The sequence below is a fragment of the Clostridium sp. CTA-5 genome, from assembly GCF_054768135.1.
Genome location: NZ_BAAAAT010000001.1, coordinates 309202 through 331052, shown reverse-complemented (window position 1 = coordinate 331052; position 21851 = coordinate 309202). Strand labels below are relative to the sequence as shown.

Sequence of the window (21851 nt, the reverse complement as noted above, 5' to 3'; positions counted from 1 at the left end):
TTTTAGATTGAAGGTGGTTAAATGAAAATCTGTTACAAAAAAATTATTTTAGCTTTTATGGTATTTACATTGGCAATAAATTCTATTCCTCTTAAAGCTAATGCAAATAGTAAAAAGTTAAAAAAAGATAAAGTTGAAGAGTTTCAGGAATTTGAGGTATTTCAAGAATTTGAAGATCCAAAAATAAGAGACATTTTTTCTTTATTTTCAGAAAAAGGTGAACTTAACTGGTACTTTGTTGGACGTGGGAAAGATCAAATTGCAGAAGGCCCAAAAGAATCTTTAAGTTTTCTTAAAGAAAATGATGCTTATTTTTTAGGAGATACCTCTGAAAAAGTAATCTATCTAACATTTGATGAAGGATACGAAAATGGTAACACTGGTAAAATTCTAGATATATTAAAAGAAGTTAATGTACCTGCTGCATTTTTTGTTGTTAAACCTTACATTAAGACTGAACCTGAATTAATCAAGAGAATGGTAGATGAAGGACATCTAGTATGTAATCATAGTTCTCATCACCCATCAATGGCACAAATTCATGATAAAGAAAAATTCGAAAAAGAATTTACCGAAGTAGAGGAAGCTTATAAAGAAGTTACAGGAAAAGATATGCCAAAATATTTCAGACCACCTATGGGAAAATATTCAAAGGAATCATTAGAAATGACTAAAGGTTTAGGGTATAAGTCTATATTTTGGAGTTTTGCTTATAAAGATTGGTTAGTTAAAAATCAACCAACTGAAAATTATGGAATTAAAAAAATAATGAATGGTGCTCATCCTGGATGTATTATGCTTCTTCATGCAGTTTCTGATACAAATACTAAAATATTAGGAACTGTTATAAAAGATCTTCAATCTGAAGGATATGAATTTAAATCTTTAGATGATCTTCCAACAGATTAATTTCTATAATAATTAACATACTAAATATTAAAGGAAGCCAATTAAGGCTTCCTTTAATATTATTTATTTTTATGTATACTTATCATAAAATATAATATTGCTAAAAAAATATACATAGCAGCTAAAAAATAGCTTTTATTCCCAGTCGCTATTATATATGCTAATAAAAAACAAACAATTGATAAAAGAAAAGTTTTGACAACTTTAATTTTAACATTATTGTACTTCTTTAAATATTTATAAATTAATACTACATAATAATATTAATCTTCAGGAAAAATATAAGAATTTACTCTCTTATTTATTGCATCTTTTTTCATTAAAGAGTTGTTAAATATAGTATCTAATTCTTCTTTTATTTCATTAAAGAATTCTTTGTCTTCTCTTAAAGAATTCAAATTAACTTTTACATTCATTATAGAACTTTCTATAGCGCAATGAAGCAATATAGCTGACATTCCTAAATCTGAAAGAAGCATTTTGTTTCCATACTCACTCATTATATTTAAGTTTTCATAAAAGTCCATACATTCTCTTGCTAAGTTTAACGGTGGTATCATAGCTTTCTTTGTACTTTCTTTTATTGTTAAAATTCTTATTTTCTTTTCTTCATCAGTTGCTTTAGGTAATTTATATGAATCCATTAATTTTAAAAATTCTTTTCTATCGTCTTCCATCATTGCTAAAGCACTATTAGTAAACTTTATAGATTTTTCTTGAAATTCTTTTATCCTAATCTTGATATCTTCATCTAATGCTTCATAGCTCTTTTTACCAATAGTTAGAGAATATACCATAGAATTCAAAGCCCCTGCTAATGCTCCTATTAAACCAGCCACACTTCCACCACCTGGTGATGGTGCTTCACTTGATACACTTTCTACAAATTCTTTAATTGTTTCTTTATAAAATTCCATTATTTTTGCCCCCTAGTATAATTTTGTATCTACATTTTAAAATAGTATTTATATTATAGTATAAACATTTACTTAAAACATAGTGATATTCTTAACTTATATTTTTATTATCTAATATAGATATTAAATAACCTAAATATATCCAAAATATAATTGATATAAAGCTAACTATATATACTAAATTACTTTCAAATACATTTACCGCTGCTATTCCAACAATCATAGAAGTCATTGTTGTCATTTGAAATTTTTCTTTTCTTTTTAGTTTATCCAATTTCTTTATCATAAAAGTTATAATACTTATTAAAAAAATAACTATAAATCCTAATGCTATTAATCCATTAGTAGTTGCAATTTGGACATAAATATTATGAAGTCCACCACCTTCAATTCCAGGTAAATATTCAACTTCTCTTGCATTTCTAACAGCTTCTATTAAATCATTATTTCCAACTCCAGTTAAAGGATGCTCTTTTATTACAAGACTAGCCGATTTCCACAATATATTTCTTCCACTTGTAAAGCTATGAAGCTTATTTTCATCAAAAGTAAAACATATACATCCTAATATTACAGGAACAATTAAAAGCATAGTCCTAAAGTATTTATTTTTATAATAAGTAAGTAAATATAAATATACTACAGCAATTATAACTAAAGCGGAACTTCTTCCTCTTCCCTCAATCATAGCAATTATTTGTAACACTATGTTAATAATTAATAGTAAATTTACTTTTTTATTTTTAGTTTTTGAATTTAAATATATACTCATTACAACTGCTAAAGCTGCTGCAATTGATAATGCATTTTCATTCACAAATAGTCCATTTGTATGACCATCAATATATCCAAATGCGATTCCTTTAATCTCTATTGTTTTTTTTAAAAAAATCATATACAATGACCCTAATGATAATGGAAACATAATTATTGTATAAAAATATGTTATAACGTCCAATTCTCTAATATTAATCTTTTTACTTCTAAATACATTTATTGTGTATATTGACATTAATAATATAATGTTAAATATCCATATTTTTATATTTTCTATATTTCTATAAACAATTAAATTAAATATAAATGTAATAATGATAAATCCTGCTAAAGGTATATCAAATTTATAAATTTTTCTTGTCTTATAATCATTAAATATCATAAATAATATTAATAATATTCCCCAAGCTAATGCTAAAGTATTTAATATCTTTATTCCTGGTATGCATGAAAGAATAGTAACAAAACTTATGCTTACAAACAAATATAATAATCTAAAGTATAATCTATTATCTATAACTTCATATATCTTCTCTAGTACTTCCCTCATTTATTTTTTTATACACTCCTTTAAGATTCTTAACTAATACTTCTTCTGAATAATTAAAAACAGCATTTTTCCTTATATCTTCTTTATTATAATTATTATAATTTTTCTTTATATATTTTAATGCAAAAACTAATTCTTCCTTATTATTTTTTTCAATAATCAAACCATTATCTTCTTTTATAATATCTTCAGCCCCACCATTTTTAGCACCTATAACTGGCTTACCACATGCTAGTGCTTCAATATATACTACACCAAAGGTTTCATGTTCTGAAGGAAGCACAAAAGCATCACAATTCTTCATTTCATTTGCCACTTCATCTCTCGATAATGCTCCTAAAAGACTTATTTGACTTTCCATATTTAAATCTATTATCATTTTTTCCAAAAGTGGTTTAAGTGAACCATCTCCACCTATCTTTAAAGTAACATTTTGACCTTTAAACGCTTCTTTAAAAGCTTTAATTAAAAGTTCCATTCCTTTCCCACCTTCAAGAAATGCACAAGAAAAAAACTTAAATTCTGCTTTACCTTCATTAACTTTATCATCAATCTTATTATCATTTATATTAAATAAAGATAAATCAACCATATTATGAATTACTTTTATGTCCCTATCTATATACTCGTTAAGCTCATTTTTTAAAGCATTTCCTACTGCTATTAAACATGCTGCCTTTTTATAAGCCTTATAAATATGTTTTTTATAACTTTCTTTTAAATATTTTGCATACTTTAAAGATGAATGTTCAGTTATCACTAATGGTATATTATATTTTTCACTTATGTATGATGCTGCTATAGCTCCCCACATTGCAGAATGAGCATGTATTATATCAACCTTACCTTCTTTTTTAACAATTTCTTTATATAACTTATCCATTCTTTTATTAAAACTTTTAAACATAAGAGGATTTTTAGGAAAATAGTTAAAATCTTTATATCTATATGTTCTAAGTCCATCTTCTATATTAAAGCTTATTTTTCTCTTTTCATGAGTTTTTCCTATTAAAGTAATTGGCCAAATTTCATTATAAGCAACAGTGATTTTTTCTCCACTATTTGATAATGCTTTAAATTGTTCTTTAAAAAAACTCCCATGAACTTTATTTCGAGGAGATGAATACCACGATGGTATTACCATAATATGCACAATTATCACTTCTCTTCTAATATATTGTTTAATTTATTAACTATACTATTCCACTCATATCTATAATCTGGAGCAGCTTTTATCTTTCCAGCTTTATAAGAATCTATTAATTTACAGATGTTATTTTTAATATTTCTTGATGAATTTATGCTAGTAATACACTTTTCATGATTTTCTACTACATCTTTAATTGGATCATTTTCATCACCATATATTATAAATATTTTCCCATTGGTTCCAAAATAGTCATATATTTTTGCTGGTATTTGCTTAGAGTTTTTATTACCAAATAAAAGTAAAATTTCAGAATTTAGCATATATTTTAATGCTTCATTAAAAGGTATTCTTGATGAAACTTTTGCTATATCTAATTTTTCTAATCTTTTTTTGCCTTCAACATCATCAATATTACCAAAGAATAAAACATTAAGCATATTATAATACTCTTCATTCTCATTTTTTAATTCTTCTAAAGCCTCTATAAATGGATTTATGTTTCTTAATTTTGAAAATATTTCACCTGCATAAACAATATTTAATTTATTATTATTTATAAGATTTGGTGTTTCTTCTAATGATAATCTTTCATAAAGTTCTTTATCAAACCCTCTGTTTAATACATAAGTTTGTTTTTGTGTTAAAAAACTATATTCTTTTATGTAGTCTTTTCTGTTCTCTTCTGTAACAAAAATAAATTTGTCTGCTAAATTAACTACATCTCTTTCCATTTTGCTTTCAATAATCTTTTTTACTATAAATGATTTTTGTCTTGTTGAATCTTTAAGCCACGGGTCACTCCAATATGTAATCCACGGTATATCTTTAAATTTTTTCTTTATATAATAGGCACATAAATGAGAAGATGGTGGTTCATGCATAGAAAATATCACATCAAACTTTTCATTTTTCATAAGATTTATGCCATAGATTGATGCTTTCTTAGCCCATCCATAATACATGTCAGGAATTACTAAAGAATTTTTTATCTTTCTTAAAATCTTCTTCTTTTTTCCTACATTTATTTTTAAATCTTCAGAAGATTTTCTTGGCATCAGTTTTTTAAAAACAGGTCCTCCATCTATTAAATGGCATTTAATTTTTGTGTCCATCATAGAAAATAAATATTCATCATAATATATTGAATTTTTAGGAAAATTAACTGTTAGTAGATGTACTTCATTCCCATTAATCTCACTTAGCTTATTTAAATACTGTAAAGTTTCAATAGCAGCCGAATTATTTATTAATGGAGAATAGCATGCAATAAATAGTATTTTCATTTGTCCTCCTATTTTTTAACCTTTCTTAAAATTAAATTTTTCACTTCTGTAATTTCTTTAATTTTAAATACATAACATAATATAATATATACTATAATGCCGATTATAGTACCAAAAAATAAAACTAATATTTTTGATATCCTCGCCTCTATAAAATTAACAAAAATAATAATTACTGTTCCCATTAAAATTGAATTAAAAACAATAATAACTATTTTCTTTATTATGTCGTTAAGTTTAAAGTTATTTTCTATTTTAACAATACTACTAAATAATAATATTGATGTTATTATCATAGCTATAGCTGAAGCTAATGAAATTCCAATAATACCTATGTATCTTGATAATGTAATACTAAGTATTACATTTATAGTTACTCCTATAACACCATTTAAAGTGGTAATCTTAGTTTTTCCCATAGAAAACAAAGTAGAATTTAAAATATCTCTCATTCCTGTAAAAAATATTCCAAATGAATACCCAAATAAAGCTAATGTTGTTAAACTTACTGCATATTCTGTAAATTCTCCTCGCTCATATATGATACTAACAATATCTTTTCTAAACACTATAATACCAACTGTAATCGGAATTAAAAGAAGTGCTAAATATATTATTGATTGTTTTAATATTTTTATAAATTCCTTATGCTTACCATCATTTCTTGCATTTGCTAACATTGGATAAGCAACACTTGAAATAGATGTTGTAATTATACTATTTATAAAAAATATCAACTTTTCTGCATATCCTAATGCAGAAATTGATCCTTCAGGTAAAGATGAAGCAATAGCTTTATCTACTACAACATTCAAAGAATTAGCTCCTGCTGCAATAATTACTGGAATTATTAATATTAAGATAACCTTTAATTCTTTATCTTTAAAATTGATAAAAAGTTTATATTTATATCTATGAGAAACTAAGGAAGGTACTTGAATTACTACTCTCAAAAAGTTTCCTATAACATTTGCTATAGTCAATCCCATAATATCATAATTTTTGAAAAATAGTAAATATAAAATCATCGGCAAATTAAAAAACAATCCTAAAATTGAAGGTATAACAAAATCTTCATTTACTTGAAGTAATGCTGTAAAACATGCATTAACAGACATAAACAAAAGATTTATTAGAGTAATTCTAGTTAATCTAATTGCTATTAATGTAGTATTATAATCAAACCCTTTTCCTAATAAGCCTACTATCTCTTTTGAAAAAATACTTGTTATTATAAAAATTACTACTGAAATAATAAATAATATATTAATAACATTATTGGCAAAAATATACATTTCATCTTCATTTTTCTCTGCTCTTATTCTACTAAGCACTGGAAGAAAAGATGTGGATATAGCAAGTCCTACTAGCATAAATATTGTTTCTGGAATAGTTACTGCCACATTATAAGCATCAGTATACATACCAGCCCCAAAGTTACTTGCAATAAGCATATCTCTAACAAATCCTATAACTCTACTTATACATGATACTAACATTATTATAAAAGTTGATTTTAGTAAATTAGTCTGCCTCATTTTATCACCTATTTTTTATACTTTAGTACTGTTATTAGGAACTTTGGAATTGAAGTTAATCTTCTAATTCTCCAAGGTTCTTTAGCTACTCTATATAGCCATTCTAATCCTAAATTTATCATCCATTTAGGTGCTCTTTTAGATATTCCTGAAAAAATATCAAAACTTCCTCCAACACCCATAAAGATCTTGCATGGTAATACATCCATATTATTTTCAATAAAGTACTCTTGTCTAGGACATCCCATCGCTATAAAAATAGCCCATGGATTCTTATTTCTTATATCATTTAATATCTCTTCACAATTGTTTAAATCAAAAAAACCATTATGTAAACCATCCAAAACTAAGTTTGGAAATTCTTTTTGTATATTCTCTGAACACTTTTGTAAAACTTCTTCTTTTGCACCTAAAAGGTATATTGATTTTTTCTCTAAATTTGCTATTTTTAAAATTTCTTTCATAACATCTATTCCTGCTATTTTCTCTTCAACAGGCTTTTTTAGTATTTTTGATGCTATTACCGTTCCAACACCATCTGGTATTATAATACTATTTTCTTTTTTAAAACTTTTATTAAGTAATTTATCATTTAATCCATTAAACAATACTTCTGGATTACCTGATATAATATTAACCTTTTCATAATTTTTTATGTATTTTAGTAATTCATCTCTGCTTTTATTAAAAATTTTAAAGTTAAGTATTTCTGTAAACATAATGTCTGCTACTTAAAATCATAGTTTAGTAAACTTAATAATTCTCTAAACCCTGCATTTTAATAACTTCTCCTTTCAGTATTGGTTATTATTATCTTTCATTCAACTATTATATCATATAATAGCTTCCTTTATATTCAAATATTTCTATATCAATATGTAAAAAAACACTATCAATGCATATATTAATAATTTTTATTATTACTATATTTAAACTAATGTTAATATTGAGTATGAAATCAAACTGGAATTGGACTTCAATCATGTCTATGAGCTTTATCTGATAACTAGTATCTATAAATTCACAATAGATACTAGTTATCAATTTTTAGTCCTCTATTAAAGACAAGTTCCTTCTCAGATTAATAACTTTATTTATACTGCAATATAAACATGTTTAAAAATAAAGCATAAAAATTATAAACGTAACTATTTGATAGTGCTTTTAATTACACTTGTAAAGTTTTTTCTAATTCTTTTACAATGTCATCATCTGGATTTAATTTTTTAGCAATTTCTAAATGTAATTTTGCTTCTTCATTATTTCCTAAGTTCATATAACACATTACAATATTAGTACAAATCACAACATCTCTAGATGCTTCAAATGCCTTCTTAAAATATTTTATTGCTTCTTCGTAGTTTTTCATACAAGCATAATTTATTCCAAGTTCATTAACTACTTCAAGTATTCCTGATTCAAGACTTAAACTTTCATTTAAATAATATATTGCCTTTTCATAGTTTTCTAAATTTCTATATCCAATAGCAATATAATAATAAATAAGTGGATTTTTTTCAAACTGTTCACTTAATGGTAATAACATTTCTATTGCCTTTTCTGGCTCTTCATTTAATAGTTCAATCGCTTTTTCATATTGACCTATATTATTAATATCATTTATTATTTGTGATATTTCATTGCTTTTTATTCCACCCTTATTTAAATAGCTCTCTATTTCATCTTTTGCATTTATATAGTCTCCCTTATCTCTTAAAATTAATGCATTATAAAGATAAGGTTCTGGCATTTTATTAAACTTAATTTTTCCTTCTTCAATATCTTCTAATAAAATCTCATTAAAACTAGAATCTTTTTCTCTTATAGCTTCTCCTGTTAATAAAAGATTTTTAAACACATCTTCTTCTCTATTATATCTATATAATCCTCTTAACAATACATAAGCATCTTCTAATCTTTCTTCTTTTACTCTATTTGCAATAAGACTCTTAACACATTCTTCAGCATTAGGGATATATGTTAATACCACTCCATAATCTTCATTGTATCTTAACTTTTCATCACATCCAAATGCTATAAACATTCCTTCAATAAAGTAATATATCGGTAAATTCTTCATCTTTATTTCATCATTAACATTTGAAGTAATATACTCAGAACTTATTGGCATATATAAATCATCATTATTGAATGTAACATATTCGGGAATTTTTAAAGTATTCTTAAATCCCTCTTTATCCATTTCTAAAAATAAAATTTTACTTAATTTGTCTTTAAACATTGTTTTATAATCCATAGTTATTATTGCACCACCTAATTAACTTATTAACATCTTGTAATTATATCCTTAATTCATAATTAAGGATAGTTTATCTTAAAAAATTATTATACCACTATATATTAAAAACATATAATTTTATATTGTCAATACATAAAAACATATTAGCTAACTAACAAAAGTGGCTGCGCCACATTTCAATTGAAAATTGACAGTTGACAATGAATAATTATGGTTGAAAGTCTTCGGCTTTCTGAAAAATATATATTTTAGAAAGCACACAAGGATTTCATCCTAAATTGTCAATCGTCCATTGTCCATTCAAAATATCTCATTTACATTAGATTTTATCAGCTTTTCACTCTTCAATAATTCTATATTTTCCTCGACATTAAAAAAACGCTAAGCGACTGTGGAGCGTCGATTTTTTTTAGCCATGCACCCTTTTCAAACGTAGTGCAGGAATAATGGTGCGGCATATGATTTTTTTATTCTTTAGGTTTTATTTCTTAATCTTTAAGCAATAATATAATTTAATTTATCCACAGATTTTTAAAAATATAATTTCCTAAAGAATAAAAAACTGTTTTAAATGATTAATTAATCATTTAAAACAGCTTTTCTTAAATAAATTAAATTCATTAATTTATCATTAATTTAATTTATCATTTATTAAATTCATTACTTTTTCTTTAAACTCTGCTATTTCTTTTATTGCACCATCTAAACTACTACCCTTTATTGCTAAATAAACTTTCATCTTTGGTTCAGTACCTGATGGTCTTACTACAAAATATGAATCATCTTCAAGCATAAATTTTAATACATTTGATTTAGGTAATTTAATTTCAGTTTGAGTTTTATCTAACATATTTTGTTCAACGCTTAATTTATAATCTAACTTAGTAACTACTTTTACATTACCAATTTGTTCTATATCAGAATTTCTCATAGCTTCTAGACATGCTGCTATTTTTTCTTGACCTTCTTTACCTGCTAATTCTAAAGATACAAGAGCTTCTCTAAAATATCCGTATTTTTCATATAACTCAATTAAAGCATCATATAAGCTCTTTCCTTGTTCTTTATAATATAAGCACATTTCACATATTAACATTGAAGCTATTACAGCATCTTTGTCACGTACAAAATCTCCTGCAAGATATCCATAACTTTCTTCAAATCCGAATAAATAAGTATTTTCTCCTGATTCTTTAAACTCTCTAATCTTTTCACCTATATATTTGAATCCAGTTAACACATCTAAAAGTTTTATATTAAAGTCTTCTGCAATACTTCTAGCCCCTTCTGTAGTTACAATTGTTTTTATTATAGCACCATTTTCTGGCAATTTATTAGTTTCCTTTAAAGAACTTAATATATAATGTGTTAATAATAATCCTGTTTGATTTCCTGTTAATACTTTATATTCTCCCTTGCTATCCTTAACAACTACACCGATTCTGTCACAGTCTGGATCTGTACCAAATATTATATCTGGATTTGAAGTCTTAGCCATTTTTAAAGCTAATTCAAATACATCTGGGTTTTCTGGATTTGGATAAGATGCTGTTGGGAAATTACCATTTGGAGCCTCTTGTTCCTTAACAACTTCTACATTACTATATCCTAATTCTTTTAATACCCTTCTTACAGGAACATTTCCTGAACCATGGATTGGAGTATATATAACTTTTAAAGTATCAGCTTTACTATCAACTAATTCTTTTCTTATAGTTAATCCTTTAACTCTATCAATATATATCTTATCTATATCTTCTCCTATATATTGTAATAATCCACTTTCTAATGCTTCTTTTTCACCAATATTTTTAATTTGTGCAAAATCTTCAATTGAATTAACACAAGAAATTATTTTCTTTGCTTTCTCATCTGTCACTTGTCCACCAAACTCATCGTATACTTTATAACCATTATATTGCTTTGGATTATGTGAAGCAGTTACTACAATACCTCCACTACAATTTAATTCTCTTGTTGCAAAAGATAATACTGGAGTTGGTCTTAAACTTTCATATAAAAATACTTTTATATTATTTGCACATAGAGTAAGCGCTGCCGCTGTAGCAAATTCTTTAGACATATTTCTTGAATCATATGCAATTGCAACTGAAGGTTTTTTAAAGTTTTCATTTAAATAATTTGCAAAACCTTGAGTAGCTTTTGAAACACTATATATATTCATTCTATTGCTTCCAGCGCCTATTACGCCTCTTAAGCCACCAGTACCAAAATCTAAATCTTTATAAAATCTATCTTCTATTTCCTTTTCATCAGATATACTTTTTAATTCGTTTTTTGTTTGCTCATTAATGCTGTCTGAATTAAGCCATGAGTTGTACTTCTCTTTGTAATTCATTTAAATTCCTCCCATTTTTTCACTCAATATCTATATTATTATACAATACTTATAAGTAATAAAAAATACCTTATTTAATATTTTATACGATTTCATAGAAAAAATTTGAAAATAATCCCATATTTTTTCTTAAAACTAGATATTAATTTGTCAAATTCTTTATCACATATATTCTTTTAACATATAAAAAAAAATATGTCAAACAAATCATATTTTTTCTTTAAGTTTTCTATATATTGTTTACTATTAAAATTACTTATCGTGATTTAAATGAGTATTGATATTTTAGTATACACAGAATTCTTAGTAGCAGATAAAGCTTGTCTTTGCCTGATGCTTAGACGTCATTATCCTATAGTTATTATCTGTTATGAAATTACAATACTAACTATAGGATAAAGCTGATAAATATGTGCATACTTTAAAAACTCTATAAATAAAAACCATTTGTAAAAAATATTTTTTAAACAAATGGTTTTTATTATTTAACTATATTTTAAATATCATATTAAACTTTTATCAACTTAAGAAAATTTTATAAAATTTTCTCTTTAAACATATTGCTATTTATTATCGTTTTTTATTTCCACAACTTCTTCTATACTAAGACCTGTTGCTTCTGCTATTTCATCAATATCTGTAAATCCCATTAAATCTTCTGCTAGCGAAACCATAAGTTTTTTAACATTATCTTGAACTTTTTCTGGTAAATCTGAAAATTCTCCTAAATTATCAGTTAAATTTAATGTTCCAAATTCCTCTTCACTCTCGTTTTTAAATTTAAGAACTTTTCTTTTATGTGCTCTACTTTTGCTATATTCATCTAAATATACAAGCTTATCTCTATTAGGTTCTAAATCTTCTTCAGAAAATACTTCTATTCCTTCTTTTTCTAATAAATATGCTGTTATTCCCATTCCTTTAATTTTCTTTCCTTGAAAAGTTCCATCATAAACATTATTTACTCCACAGGATGGACTATTTTCTTTTAATATAGCTTGTGTTGCCCCTATATCTTTAGCCATTTTTAAAGTTTCATAAGCACCTTTTATAAATTGATTTGTTACATCAATTCCATCACTTGTAATAGCCTTTCCCTTTCCATTCAATATATCACTTGATAAATTTTGTAGTTCAGTAGGAGTTCTTGGAGTACAAAGTCCACCTAACTGTTCAGGACATACTAATATAGCTTTACCCTCTCTAAACAGTTTGGCACAACTTTCATTAAAATTATTTTTTCCATTATATTTACAGTTAACTCCACATAAACAAGCACTAATTATATACATACACTCACCTCTGCTTTGGGATATGAAAATAATTTTGTTTTAATATACTAAGAACTTTGTTATTTAAGTTCTGCTATTGTTGCTCCATCTCCACCTTCTCCATAACCACCTAATCTATAATTTTTAACATGTGGATGTCTTTTTAACATATCATTTATAGCTTTTCTAAGTATTCCTGTTCCTTTTCCATGAACTATTGTAACCTCTCCAAGATTAGACATATAAGCATCGTCTAAATACTTATCGACTCTGTAACATGCTTCTTCTGCATCTAATCCTCTTAAATCTATTCTAGATTCAACATTACTAAGATTTAGTTTTACTTCCCTCTTCTTTTTAACTTTTTCTGCTTTTGTTTGTTTAGTTTTTCTTAAATCTTTAAGTTTTACTGAAATTTTCATAATTCCAGCTTCAACTTGTACGTCTCCTTTTGAATCTGGCATAGAAATAATCACAACTGTTTGATTTAATGAAGGTAAAAATGCTTCCATTCCTAATGTAACTTTTTCTATTAACTCTCCATTATCTTCTTTTATTCTATGTAATTTCTTTTCTCTTTCTTCTAAACTATCTTTTAACTTTTTACGTTCTTCTTCTAATCTTTGTCTTCCACCAGTTGATATACCTAACTTCTCAAGTTCTCTCATTGCTTTTAATATTTCGTCTGCTTCATCTTTCGCATTTGCAACTATTTCTTTTGCTTCACTTCTAGCTTCCATGTACACTTTATCTCTAGTTTGATCAAGTTTTGCAAGTTTTTGCTCATAACTTCTTTTTAATTCTTCAGCTTCACTTCTAATAAGTTTTGCATCTCTAGCTTCTTTTTTAGCTATTATACTTTTCTCTTGAAGTTCTCTAATTAAGTCTTCAAACTGTAAATTTTCATTAGACATATATTCCTTAGCAGATTTAATTACCTCATCATTTAAACCTAATCTTCTAGAAATTTCAAATGCATTAGATTTTCCTGGTACACCTATTAATAACCTATATGTAGGTTTTAATGTATTTATGTCAAATTCTACTGAAGCATTTTCAACACCTTGAGTCTTTAAAGCATATGCTTTAAGCTCACTATAGTGAGTTGTAGCTATAAGTTTTGCTCCTCTATTTCTTAAAGTTTCTAAAATAGATACAGCAAGTGCTGCACCTTCTGCCGGATCAGTTCCTGCTCCTAATTCATCAAATAAAATTAAAGATTTATCATCTGCATTTTCCATAATTCTAACAATATTGGTTAAATGTGATGAAAATGTTGAAAGACTTTGCTCTATACTTTGTTCATCACCTATATCTGCAAATACTTCTTTAAAAAAGCTTATTGATGAATTATCTTTTGCAGGTATTAAAAGTCCACTTAATGCCATTATATGTAATAACCCAACTGTCTTTAATGTAACAGTTTTTCCTCCTGTATTTGGTCCTGTTATCATTAATGTATTGAATTCTTCTCCTAAATATATATCTGAAGGAATAACTTTATCTGCCACAATTAAAGGATGTCTTCCTAGTATAATATTAAATATACCATCCTCTCTTACATTTGGTTTTATTGCATTTAACGCACAAGCATACTTACCTTTTGCAAATATAAAATCAAACTGAGTAAGTACTTTAAAATTACTTTCACATTCATCTGAATGATCTTTAACTTTTAATGATAATGCAGTAAGAATTCTATCTATCTCTGCTTTTTCTTTTAACATAAGTTCTTTTATTTCATTATTTAAATTTACTAAACTCATAGGTTCTATGAAAAATGTTGCACCAGTTGAACTTTGATCGTGAACAAGACCAGGTACCGCACTCTTGTATTCAGCTTTTACGGGAATTACATATCTATCCCCTCTCATAGTATATAATGAGTCTTGTAAGTACTTTGAATTACTTTTAACAATTGAGGTTATTTTTTCTCTAACTGAAGAATTTTTTTCTTTAAGACTTCTTCTTATATTGTATAATGTCGTACTAGCCTTATCACTTATTTCCTCTTCTGAAACTATAGCTTTTTCTATTTCGTTTTCTAAATCAGTAACTGGTGCTAAAATATAAGCTAAATCTTCTAACCTTTCATAAGCTTCTTCTTGTTCTTCTCTTTTAAAAAACTCTTTCATTTTTCTAGTTGCTCTAAGCATTCCACCAACTTTTAATAATTGTTCTGGGGTCAACGTTCCACCTTTTCTAGCTCTTTGAAGAGATTCCTTAACATCAAATAATCCTTCTAAAGGTGGTGTTCCTTTTTTCATTAAAACTTCTAATGCCTCATTAGATTCATTTAAATTATTATTTATTTCATATACATTATCAAAAGGTTCTAATTCATCTATTTTTTTCTTTGCTGCACTACTATGTGCATATTTTTTAAGTTTTTCCTTAATTTTATCAAATTCTAAAACTCTTAAAGATCTTTCATTCATTTACTAATTCTCTCCTCTATTCTACACCTCGTCTATAATGACCCTTAGTATAAGTTCTATTATCACTTTTTTTATTATTTTTAACTTCATCTAAAATTATTTTTACTTCATTATAATTTTCATCTTTAAAATCAATTCTAAATGTTGAAATACCAAAGTCTTTTAATTCATCAATTTCTTCAATTAAATTTAATGGTAATGAATTTAGAATATGACTTCTACAACTGTTATCTCCTAATACTTTAAACTCTTCATTCTTTCTATCTACTAGAGTAAACGTATCTTTCATACAAGCACCATTACATTGTTTTTTACTTGATTTATTTCCAAATGTACTTCCTATAGGACAGTATTCACTTACCATTAGTTCAGTTTTTCCATATACACCAACTGCAGCATTAAAATTAACATTTTTCATAAGTTCTTTTATTTCTTTTCTATTTAATTCTAAACTTAAAGTTAACATCTCTATATCTTCACGATAAAAATCTAATGCCTCTTTGTTAAATATGTTTAATTTATAATCTCCTATTAAGAATAATTTATCCCTATACAACTTGATTATTCCTACATTTGAGGTTATTATTCCTTTTATATATGGTCTAACTTCTTCTATCTGTTTAACTACATTATTAAACTCTTCTTTTATTATGTTAGGAGTCATAAAATATACATTCTTATCTTTTATACTTTTAAAGTCTTCTACACTTAAAGCATCTTTATGTTTTCCATAAGAAATATCTAACGCTATATTTTTAACATTATCATCTTCTATTAACGCTTTTAACTGTTCTTTAGTAATACAGCTATATATATTTCCTAAACATTCTCCTGACTTTAAGTTTTTATCTTCTTTAGGTCCTTGAATTCTCTTTCGTCTAAATGAAGATATTTCTTCTTTTAGAATCTTTTCGAATAATTCTCTTCTTAAATTATTTAAAGAAGATATTCTAATAAATCCATCTTCAAACGTATTAAATAATATTTTATCAAATTTATAAGGAATTTCTCCTGATTTCTTTAAGGCTTCTTCTACCCTATCTATACTTAATGGTGAATTAGTAGCCTTCTCAACATTTTCACCTAAAACTTCATATTCTTTTCCATTAAACTTTGTTTTAAGAAGTATAGGGAATCCAACCTTAAATTCCACCTCCCCTATAAGTGAAAGTTTTCTTTTATATAGCTTTATATGTTCTTTTAACTCATCATACATTTTTTTATCAGACATTTTGTATATGCTGTTCCCTTTTTTATAGCCATTAGGAATTAATTTAACTTTATCACCTTTAAATGCTTCCTTTACTTCTTTTCCATTAAGTAATATTTTACTTAACACAAATCCATCTTCTCCATATCTTATACCGTCTCCAATAGCTACATTTCCATCTAATAATACTTCACCTTTATCTAAAGCTTTTCCTATTAGGATTCCAGTATTTTTAGGAAAATTATAACTCATCATATCTTTTCCTACATTCTTATAAAGATATGCCTTAGAAAAACCTTCTCTATTAAAAAGTTGAAATAAATCATTTCTTCCCTTATTTAAATCAAACTTCTTCTTATCTACTACTTTATCAATAGCTTTTCTATATATGTTTACAACTCCTGAAACATATTCAGCTCTTTTCATTCTTCCTTCAACTTTTAAAGAAGAGGTTCCACTCTCTACTAAACCTTGAATATCATCAATTAAACACATGTCTTTTGGACTTAATAAATAAGCCTTCTTTGAGCCACTTTTTTCTCCTGTTAAAGTATACTGCATTCTACACGGTTGAGCGCATCTGCCTCTATTCCCACTTCTTCCACCAATCATAGAACTCATTAAACATTGTCCAGAATAACATACACAAAGTGCACCATGAACAAATATTTCTGTCTCTATTCCTAAGTCTTTTGATATATATTTAATTTCATTTAAAGAAAGTTCTCTTGATAATACTATTCTTGATAGCCCTTTTTCAGTGAAGTATAATGCTCCTTCACCATTATGTACTGTCATTTGAGTAGAAGCATGAAGTTCAAAATCCGGATATACACTTCTTATTAAATTTATAAGTCCAACATCCTGAATAATTAAAGCATCTACTCCAATTTCATAAAGATAACCAACATATTTTAAAGCCTCTCTAATTTCATTTTCTTTTAACAATGTATTAATAGTAACATATATTTTAACACCATAACTATGAGCATAGTCTATCGCCTTCATCATCATTTCATTATCAAAATTTGAAGCATATGCTCTTGCTGAAAATTTATTTCCTCCAAGATATATAGCATCTGCCCCTCTATTTATAGCAGCAATTAAACTTTCTTTGCTTCCCGCTGGTGCTAATAATTCTATTTTTTTCATTAGATTCCTCCTAGGTATTATTCTGATTATTAAGTTTTTCTTTTATTTTTTATAAGTGAGAGTAAAAAAATGAGAATCCAAATTTTATATTTGGTTCTTCGAACTTTCACAGAGTGCAATTTTATATTTTGCCCCTCGAACTTACTGGATGAATGTATATGAGTCAAGTTTCCTATTTCAGCTCTGTCCATGAACTTTATCCGATAGCTAGCATCTGTAATTCCATAACAGTTGTACGCTCCTGGATAACAATTTCTAACTATCAGTTCAAAGCAAGTTTTACTGAGACTAAGAACTTTGTTTATACTGCAATATCAACATTTTCCTCAAATATAGCCTTTCACTCATGGAAAAACTGCTATTAAAAAATAGCAGTTTTTTAATTTCCTTTAATAGTTATTACCAAAATTGCTCTTATTATCTCTTTTTCTTTGCAAGTGGTGCTAATTGTGGTTTATTTTTCATAAACTCTTCTTTCTTTAAACTTGCCACTTCTATTTCTACATTTAACAACTTATTTTGTAATTCCATAACTTTATATTTTGACGTTCTAAGCTTATCATTTATATCTTTGCTTCTTCCAATAAGAGTAGTTCTTTGTTTTGTTAAATCATCTATCTTATTGTTTAATTCAATTAGCATTTTATCTTTATCATTTAATTTATCACTTAAATCTTTTAAAGAATTTTCTTTAATTTCTAAGTCTTCTTTTAACTTTACAAATGATTTTTCTTTAAATTCTAAAACATTTTTTATTTCTGTTAATGACTTATTTTTATTTTGTAAATTACCTCTTAGCTCTTCAATTTCCTTATGTTTTATGTTAATTGTTTGTTTATTCTCACTATCTTTATTTATAAGTTTTATATTATTATCTTTTATAGATTTAATTTCATTAGTTAATTGTAAATTTTCTTTACTTAACTTACCATTATCGTCTTTTATTTTAAATATTTCATTATTTAATTTTTGTATTTCTTTTTCTAGAGATTGCTTCTTATTATTTTCAATCTCTATTTTTTTATTTAAATCATTATTTGTTACAGTAAATTCTTTAATCTTTTGTTTACATTCTTGAAGTTCATTATCAGTTTCATAATAATAATTATTTATTTGTTCTAATTCTTCTTGACATTTTTTATATTCATCTCGAAGTAATTCTTTTTTAGTTCTTTCATCAGACAAAGATAATTTTAAATCATCTATATTTTTTTGTAAAACTAAGGTGTGTTCTTTTAAAGAATCTGTATTTCCTTTTAATTTTAGATTTTCTTCTTCTAACGCTCTTTTTATGTTTGTAACCTTTTCCAATTCTGAGCTTGTCTCTATAGTTTTTGTATTTAACTCTTTAAATTTTTTATCTAATTCTTCATTTGCATTATTTAAATTAACAACTTTTTTCTCTACATTTTTAACATCTTCTTTTGATTTCTCTAATTGGCCTTTTAAGTTCAATTCAATATTTATATGCTCCTCTATCTTTTTATAAAGAACTTTATTTTTATCTTTAACATCCATAAGATCTTTATCTAAAGTATCATTTGAATTTTTTATTTCTTTTAAATTCTCATCTAATTTTTTATTTTCACTAGTAAGCATCTCATTTTCTTGCTTAACTTTATTTAATTCCTCTTTTAAATTATTAAATGACTCTTCTATTCCTGCATATTTTTCTTTTAAAGATTGCTCTTTATTTATTAAATCTTCTTGAATTTTAGATTTCTCTAATAAGCATTGTTGAAGATCTAGATTAAGCTTATCTACTTTTTTAATTAATTCGGAATTATCATTTTCTAAAGTTTTTTTCTTATTTACAGAATTACGCAGATTTAAATCACATTCATACAATTCATCTGCTATATTTACAGCTGCTAAAACAGTAGCAGCACTTATACTTAATCTAGAATTTTTAGCCATTATCTCTTTAACTTTACCATCTACAAACTCTGCTAAATCAATTAAGTATTGCTCATTTTTATCTCCTTTTAAATTATAATCCATCCCATTTATATTAACTGTTACCTTAATCATTATAACACCTCTTAAAATTCTTTATCATTATTTAATTATATTCTATATTGAGGCATAAGACAATTCCATAGGTATACACTAATTATATAAAAATATTTACTTTTTTCTTACGTATTATACTATTGTATGTATTTTTATATATAAATAAATAGATTTATTGTGTTAAATCGATAATTAAAATCTTTTTATTACTATAAATTTGATTATTTTACACACACAATAATAAATAGAAAAATAATAAGTTCTTAGCATAAAAGGAAATTAATTTTCACTCTATACTAAGAACTTTATTTATAATTTAAAATATTATAATTTCTTTATAATTTCTTTATACTTACTTTTCATTAATTATAATGAATTTCTTATGTTATTAGCATGTTCCTTTATTATTTCTCCTTCTTCTTTCATCTTAATCTTTATTCCTTTAATTGTTTCTTTTATTTCATATCCCATTTTTTTAGCTTTCTCTTTTATTTCATTTCCTAAGTTATTCATATTATTTTTCTCCTTTCAAAAATTAATTAAAATTACCTATAATACTATAAGTTTGCTCAAATATTAAAATTTTATTAGTATAAAAATTATATTTTTAATATTGAATTATTACATTTTTTAGTATATTATCAAATAATATACTTAATAGGGAGGACCTTATGAAGTTGATTAACAATAAGATAAAACTTATATTAAATACATATACTGAACTGCCTATAGAAATATATATACTTTTTATAGGTAAAATGATAAATTGCATAGGTGCTTTTGTATATCCTCTGCTTTCTTTAATCCTAACTCAAAAAATAGGTTTTCCTATAGAGGAGGCTGGTTTTTTTGTAACATTCACAGCTATTTTTCAAGCGCCTTGCATACTACTGGGTGGTAAATTAGTTGATACTATAGGTAGGAAAAAGGTGCTTTTAATCTTTCAAAGTCTTGGTGCTTTTTGTTTTATTATTTGCGGTTTCTTAAATCCGTCACATACTTTAGCAAGATTTATCATGTGTGCATCTTGCTTATATTCTATAGCTCATCCCGCTTATGATTCAATTGTTGGAGATATAACAACTAAAGAAAATAGAAAAGCTTCCTTTTCATTGATTTATATGGGCTTAAATTTAGGATTTGCTATTGGACCTTTAGTTGGTGGATTGCTTTTTAAAAATCATCTTAAAATACTATTTATAGGAGATGCATTCACTACTCTTATATCAGTTATCTTAATTGGATATTTTATTAAAGAAACCTATAACGTATCTAATAACAAAGATAATAATACTTTAGAGAAAACTGAACACGGATCGGTATTTGAATTTATTTTAAAAAGACCAATATTAATATATTATTCTTTATTAATGGTAATATTTCAATTTGCTTATTCTCAATGGGGATTTGCTATTCCTATACAATTAGAAACTCTTTTTGGTGATAACGGAGCTCAATATTTTGGATTTTTAGGAAGTTGTAATGGAATTATAGTAATAATTTTTACACCATTAATTACAGTGTTAACCCGAAAATATGATATATTATCTATAATTGCAACTGGTGGACTTTTATATGCCATATCATTTGGTTGTTGTTCATTTATATCTAAGGTTCCTTCATTTTTTATAATTGTAATTATTATGACTATAGGAGAAGTAGCTATTGCTACAAATTCTGGTACTTTTATAAATAATCTTACGCCTTCATCTCATAGAGGAAGGATAAACTCTTTACTTCCTTTAATTTATGGAACTGGCTATGCATTAGGACCAAGTATTATGGGAAAACTTATTAATATTATAGGATTAAGTAATGCTTGGTTAATCGTTGGAATAACTACTTGTATTAGTGCTGTTCTTATGTATTTTTTAAACTATACAAATAAAATTAATTGTAAAAATTTTTAAGTCTCAAATAAGATTAAAACCTTATCTGAGACTTAAAAATATATTTATATATATGTTCTAATTAAATTAATACATTTATGATCTTTTATATAATAGTTATATCTTCAATTAACA

The 21851-nt window shown here is 25.7% G+C and carries 15 protein-coding genes; 2 read left to right on the top strand and 13 right to left on the bottom strand.

The features are described 5' to 3' along the window. Nucleotides 1-21 precede the first annotated feature (21 nt). A complete protein-coding gene (gene pdaA / locus ACYUET_RS01415) occupies nucleotides 22-909 on the top strand; it encodes a delta-lactam-biosynthetic de-N-acetylase (protein ID WP_460277340.1) in 888 nt (295 codons plus the stop codon). A gap of 263 nt (nucleotides 910-1172) precedes the next feature. Here the strand turns inward: pdaA and ACYUET_RS01410 are convergent, their stop codons facing one another. From ACYUET_RS01410 to ACYUET_RS01350, 13 genes are all read right to left on the bottom strand, one after another. Next, a complete protein-coding gene (locus tag ACYUET_RS01410; protein WP_460277339.1) occupies nucleotides 1173-1826 on the bottom strand; it encodes a cyclodeaminase/cyclohydrolase family protein in 654 nt (217 codons plus the stop codon). Between the two features lie 91 nt (nucleotides 1827-1917). After that, entirely contained in the window at nucleotides 1918-3153 is a 1236-nt protein-coding gene (locus ACYUET_RS01405; protein WP_460277337.1) for an O-antigen ligase family protein, read from the bottom strand. Further along, nucleotides 3125-4306: a glycosyltransferase gene (locus ACYUET_RS01400; protein WP_460277335.1), complete on the bottom strand. Its 1182-nt coding sequence runs from the start codon at nucleotides 4304-4306 to the stop codon at nucleotides 3125-3127. The genes ACYUET_RS01405 and ACYUET_RS01400 overlap by 29 nt, the downstream gene beginning before the upstream one ends. 5 nt (nucleotides 4307-4311) lie before the next feature. After that, a complete protein-coding gene (locus ACYUET_RS01395) occupies nucleotides 4312-5586 on the bottom strand; it encodes a glycosyltransferase family protein (protein ID WP_460277333.1) in 1275 nt (424 codons plus the stop codon). Between the two features lie 8 nt (nucleotides 5587-5594). Next, a complete protein-coding gene (gene murJ / locus ACYUET_RS01390; protein WP_460277332.1) occupies nucleotides 5595-7124 on the bottom strand; it encodes a murein biosynthesis integral membrane protein MurJ in 1530 nt (509 codons plus the stop codon). Between the two features lie 8 nt (nucleotides 7125-7132). Beyond that, complete coding sequence (locus ACYUET_RS01385) at nucleotides 7133-7843, bottom strand: WecB/TagA/CpsF family glycosyltransferase (RefSeq protein ID WP_460277330.1); 711 nt, start codon at nucleotides 7841-7843, stop codon at nucleotides 7133-7135. A gap of 449 nt (nucleotides 7844-8292) precedes the next feature. After that, nucleotides 8293-9381, bottom strand: coding sequence for a tetratricopeptide repeat protein (locus ACYUET_RS01380; protein WP_460277328.1), 1089 nt, complete (start codon nucleotides 9379-9381; stop codon nucleotides 8293-8295). 634 nt (nucleotides 9382-10015) lie between these two features. Continuing rightward, nucleotides 10016-11743, bottom strand: a complete 1728-nt coding sequence (locus ACYUET_RS01375; RefSeq protein WP_460277327.1) for a phospho-sugar mutase — start codon at nucleotides 11741-11743, stop codon at nucleotides 10016-10018. A gap of 563 nt (nucleotides 11744-12306) precedes the next feature. Next, a complete protein-coding gene (locus tag ACYUET_RS01370; RefSeq protein WP_460277325.1) occupies nucleotides 12307-13035 on the bottom strand; it encodes a 2-thiouracil desulfurase family protein in 729 nt (242 codons plus the stop codon). A 59-nt stretch (nucleotides 13036-13094) separates the two neighbouring features. Next, a complete protein-coding gene (locus ACYUET_RS01365; RefSeq protein WP_460277323.1) occupies nucleotides 13095-15452 on the bottom strand; it encodes an endonuclease MutS2 in 2358 nt (785 codons plus the stop codon). 16 nt (nucleotides 15453-15468) lie between these two features. Then, a complete protein-coding gene (locus tag ACYUET_RS01360; RefSeq protein WP_460277321.1) occupies nucleotides 15469-17814 on the bottom strand; it encodes a DUF3656 domain-containing U32 family peptidase in 2346 nt (781 codons plus the stop codon). A 417-nt stretch (nucleotides 17815-18231) separates the two neighbouring features. Then, the gene (gene zapA, locus ACYUET_RS01355) at nucleotides 18232-19845 is read right to left on the bottom strand and encodes a cell division protein ZapA (protein ID WP_460277320.1); all 1614 of its coding nucleotides are present in this window, start codon (nucleotides 19843-19845) and stop codon (nucleotides 18232-18234) included. A 348-nt stretch (nucleotides 19846-20193) separates the two neighbouring features. Further along, on the bottom strand, nucleotides 20194-20340 hold the full coding sequence (locus ACYUET_RS01350; RefSeq protein ID WP_460277318.1) for a hypothetical protein: 147 nt from the start codon (nucleotides 20338-20340) through the stop codon (nucleotides 20194-20196). A 158-nt stretch (nucleotides 20341-20498) separates the two neighbouring features. Here ACYUET_RS01350 and ACYUET_RS01345 point away from each other — a divergent pair, with 158 nt between their 5' ends. Continuing rightward, nucleotides 20499-21737 carry an MFS transporter gene (locus ACYUET_RS01345; RefSeq protein WP_460277317.1) on the top strand — a complete coding sequence of 413 codons (1239 nt, stop codon included), beginning with the start codon at nucleotides 20499-20501 and terminating at the stop codon, nucleotides 21735-21737. Nucleotides 21738-21851: the final 114 nt, after the last annotated feature.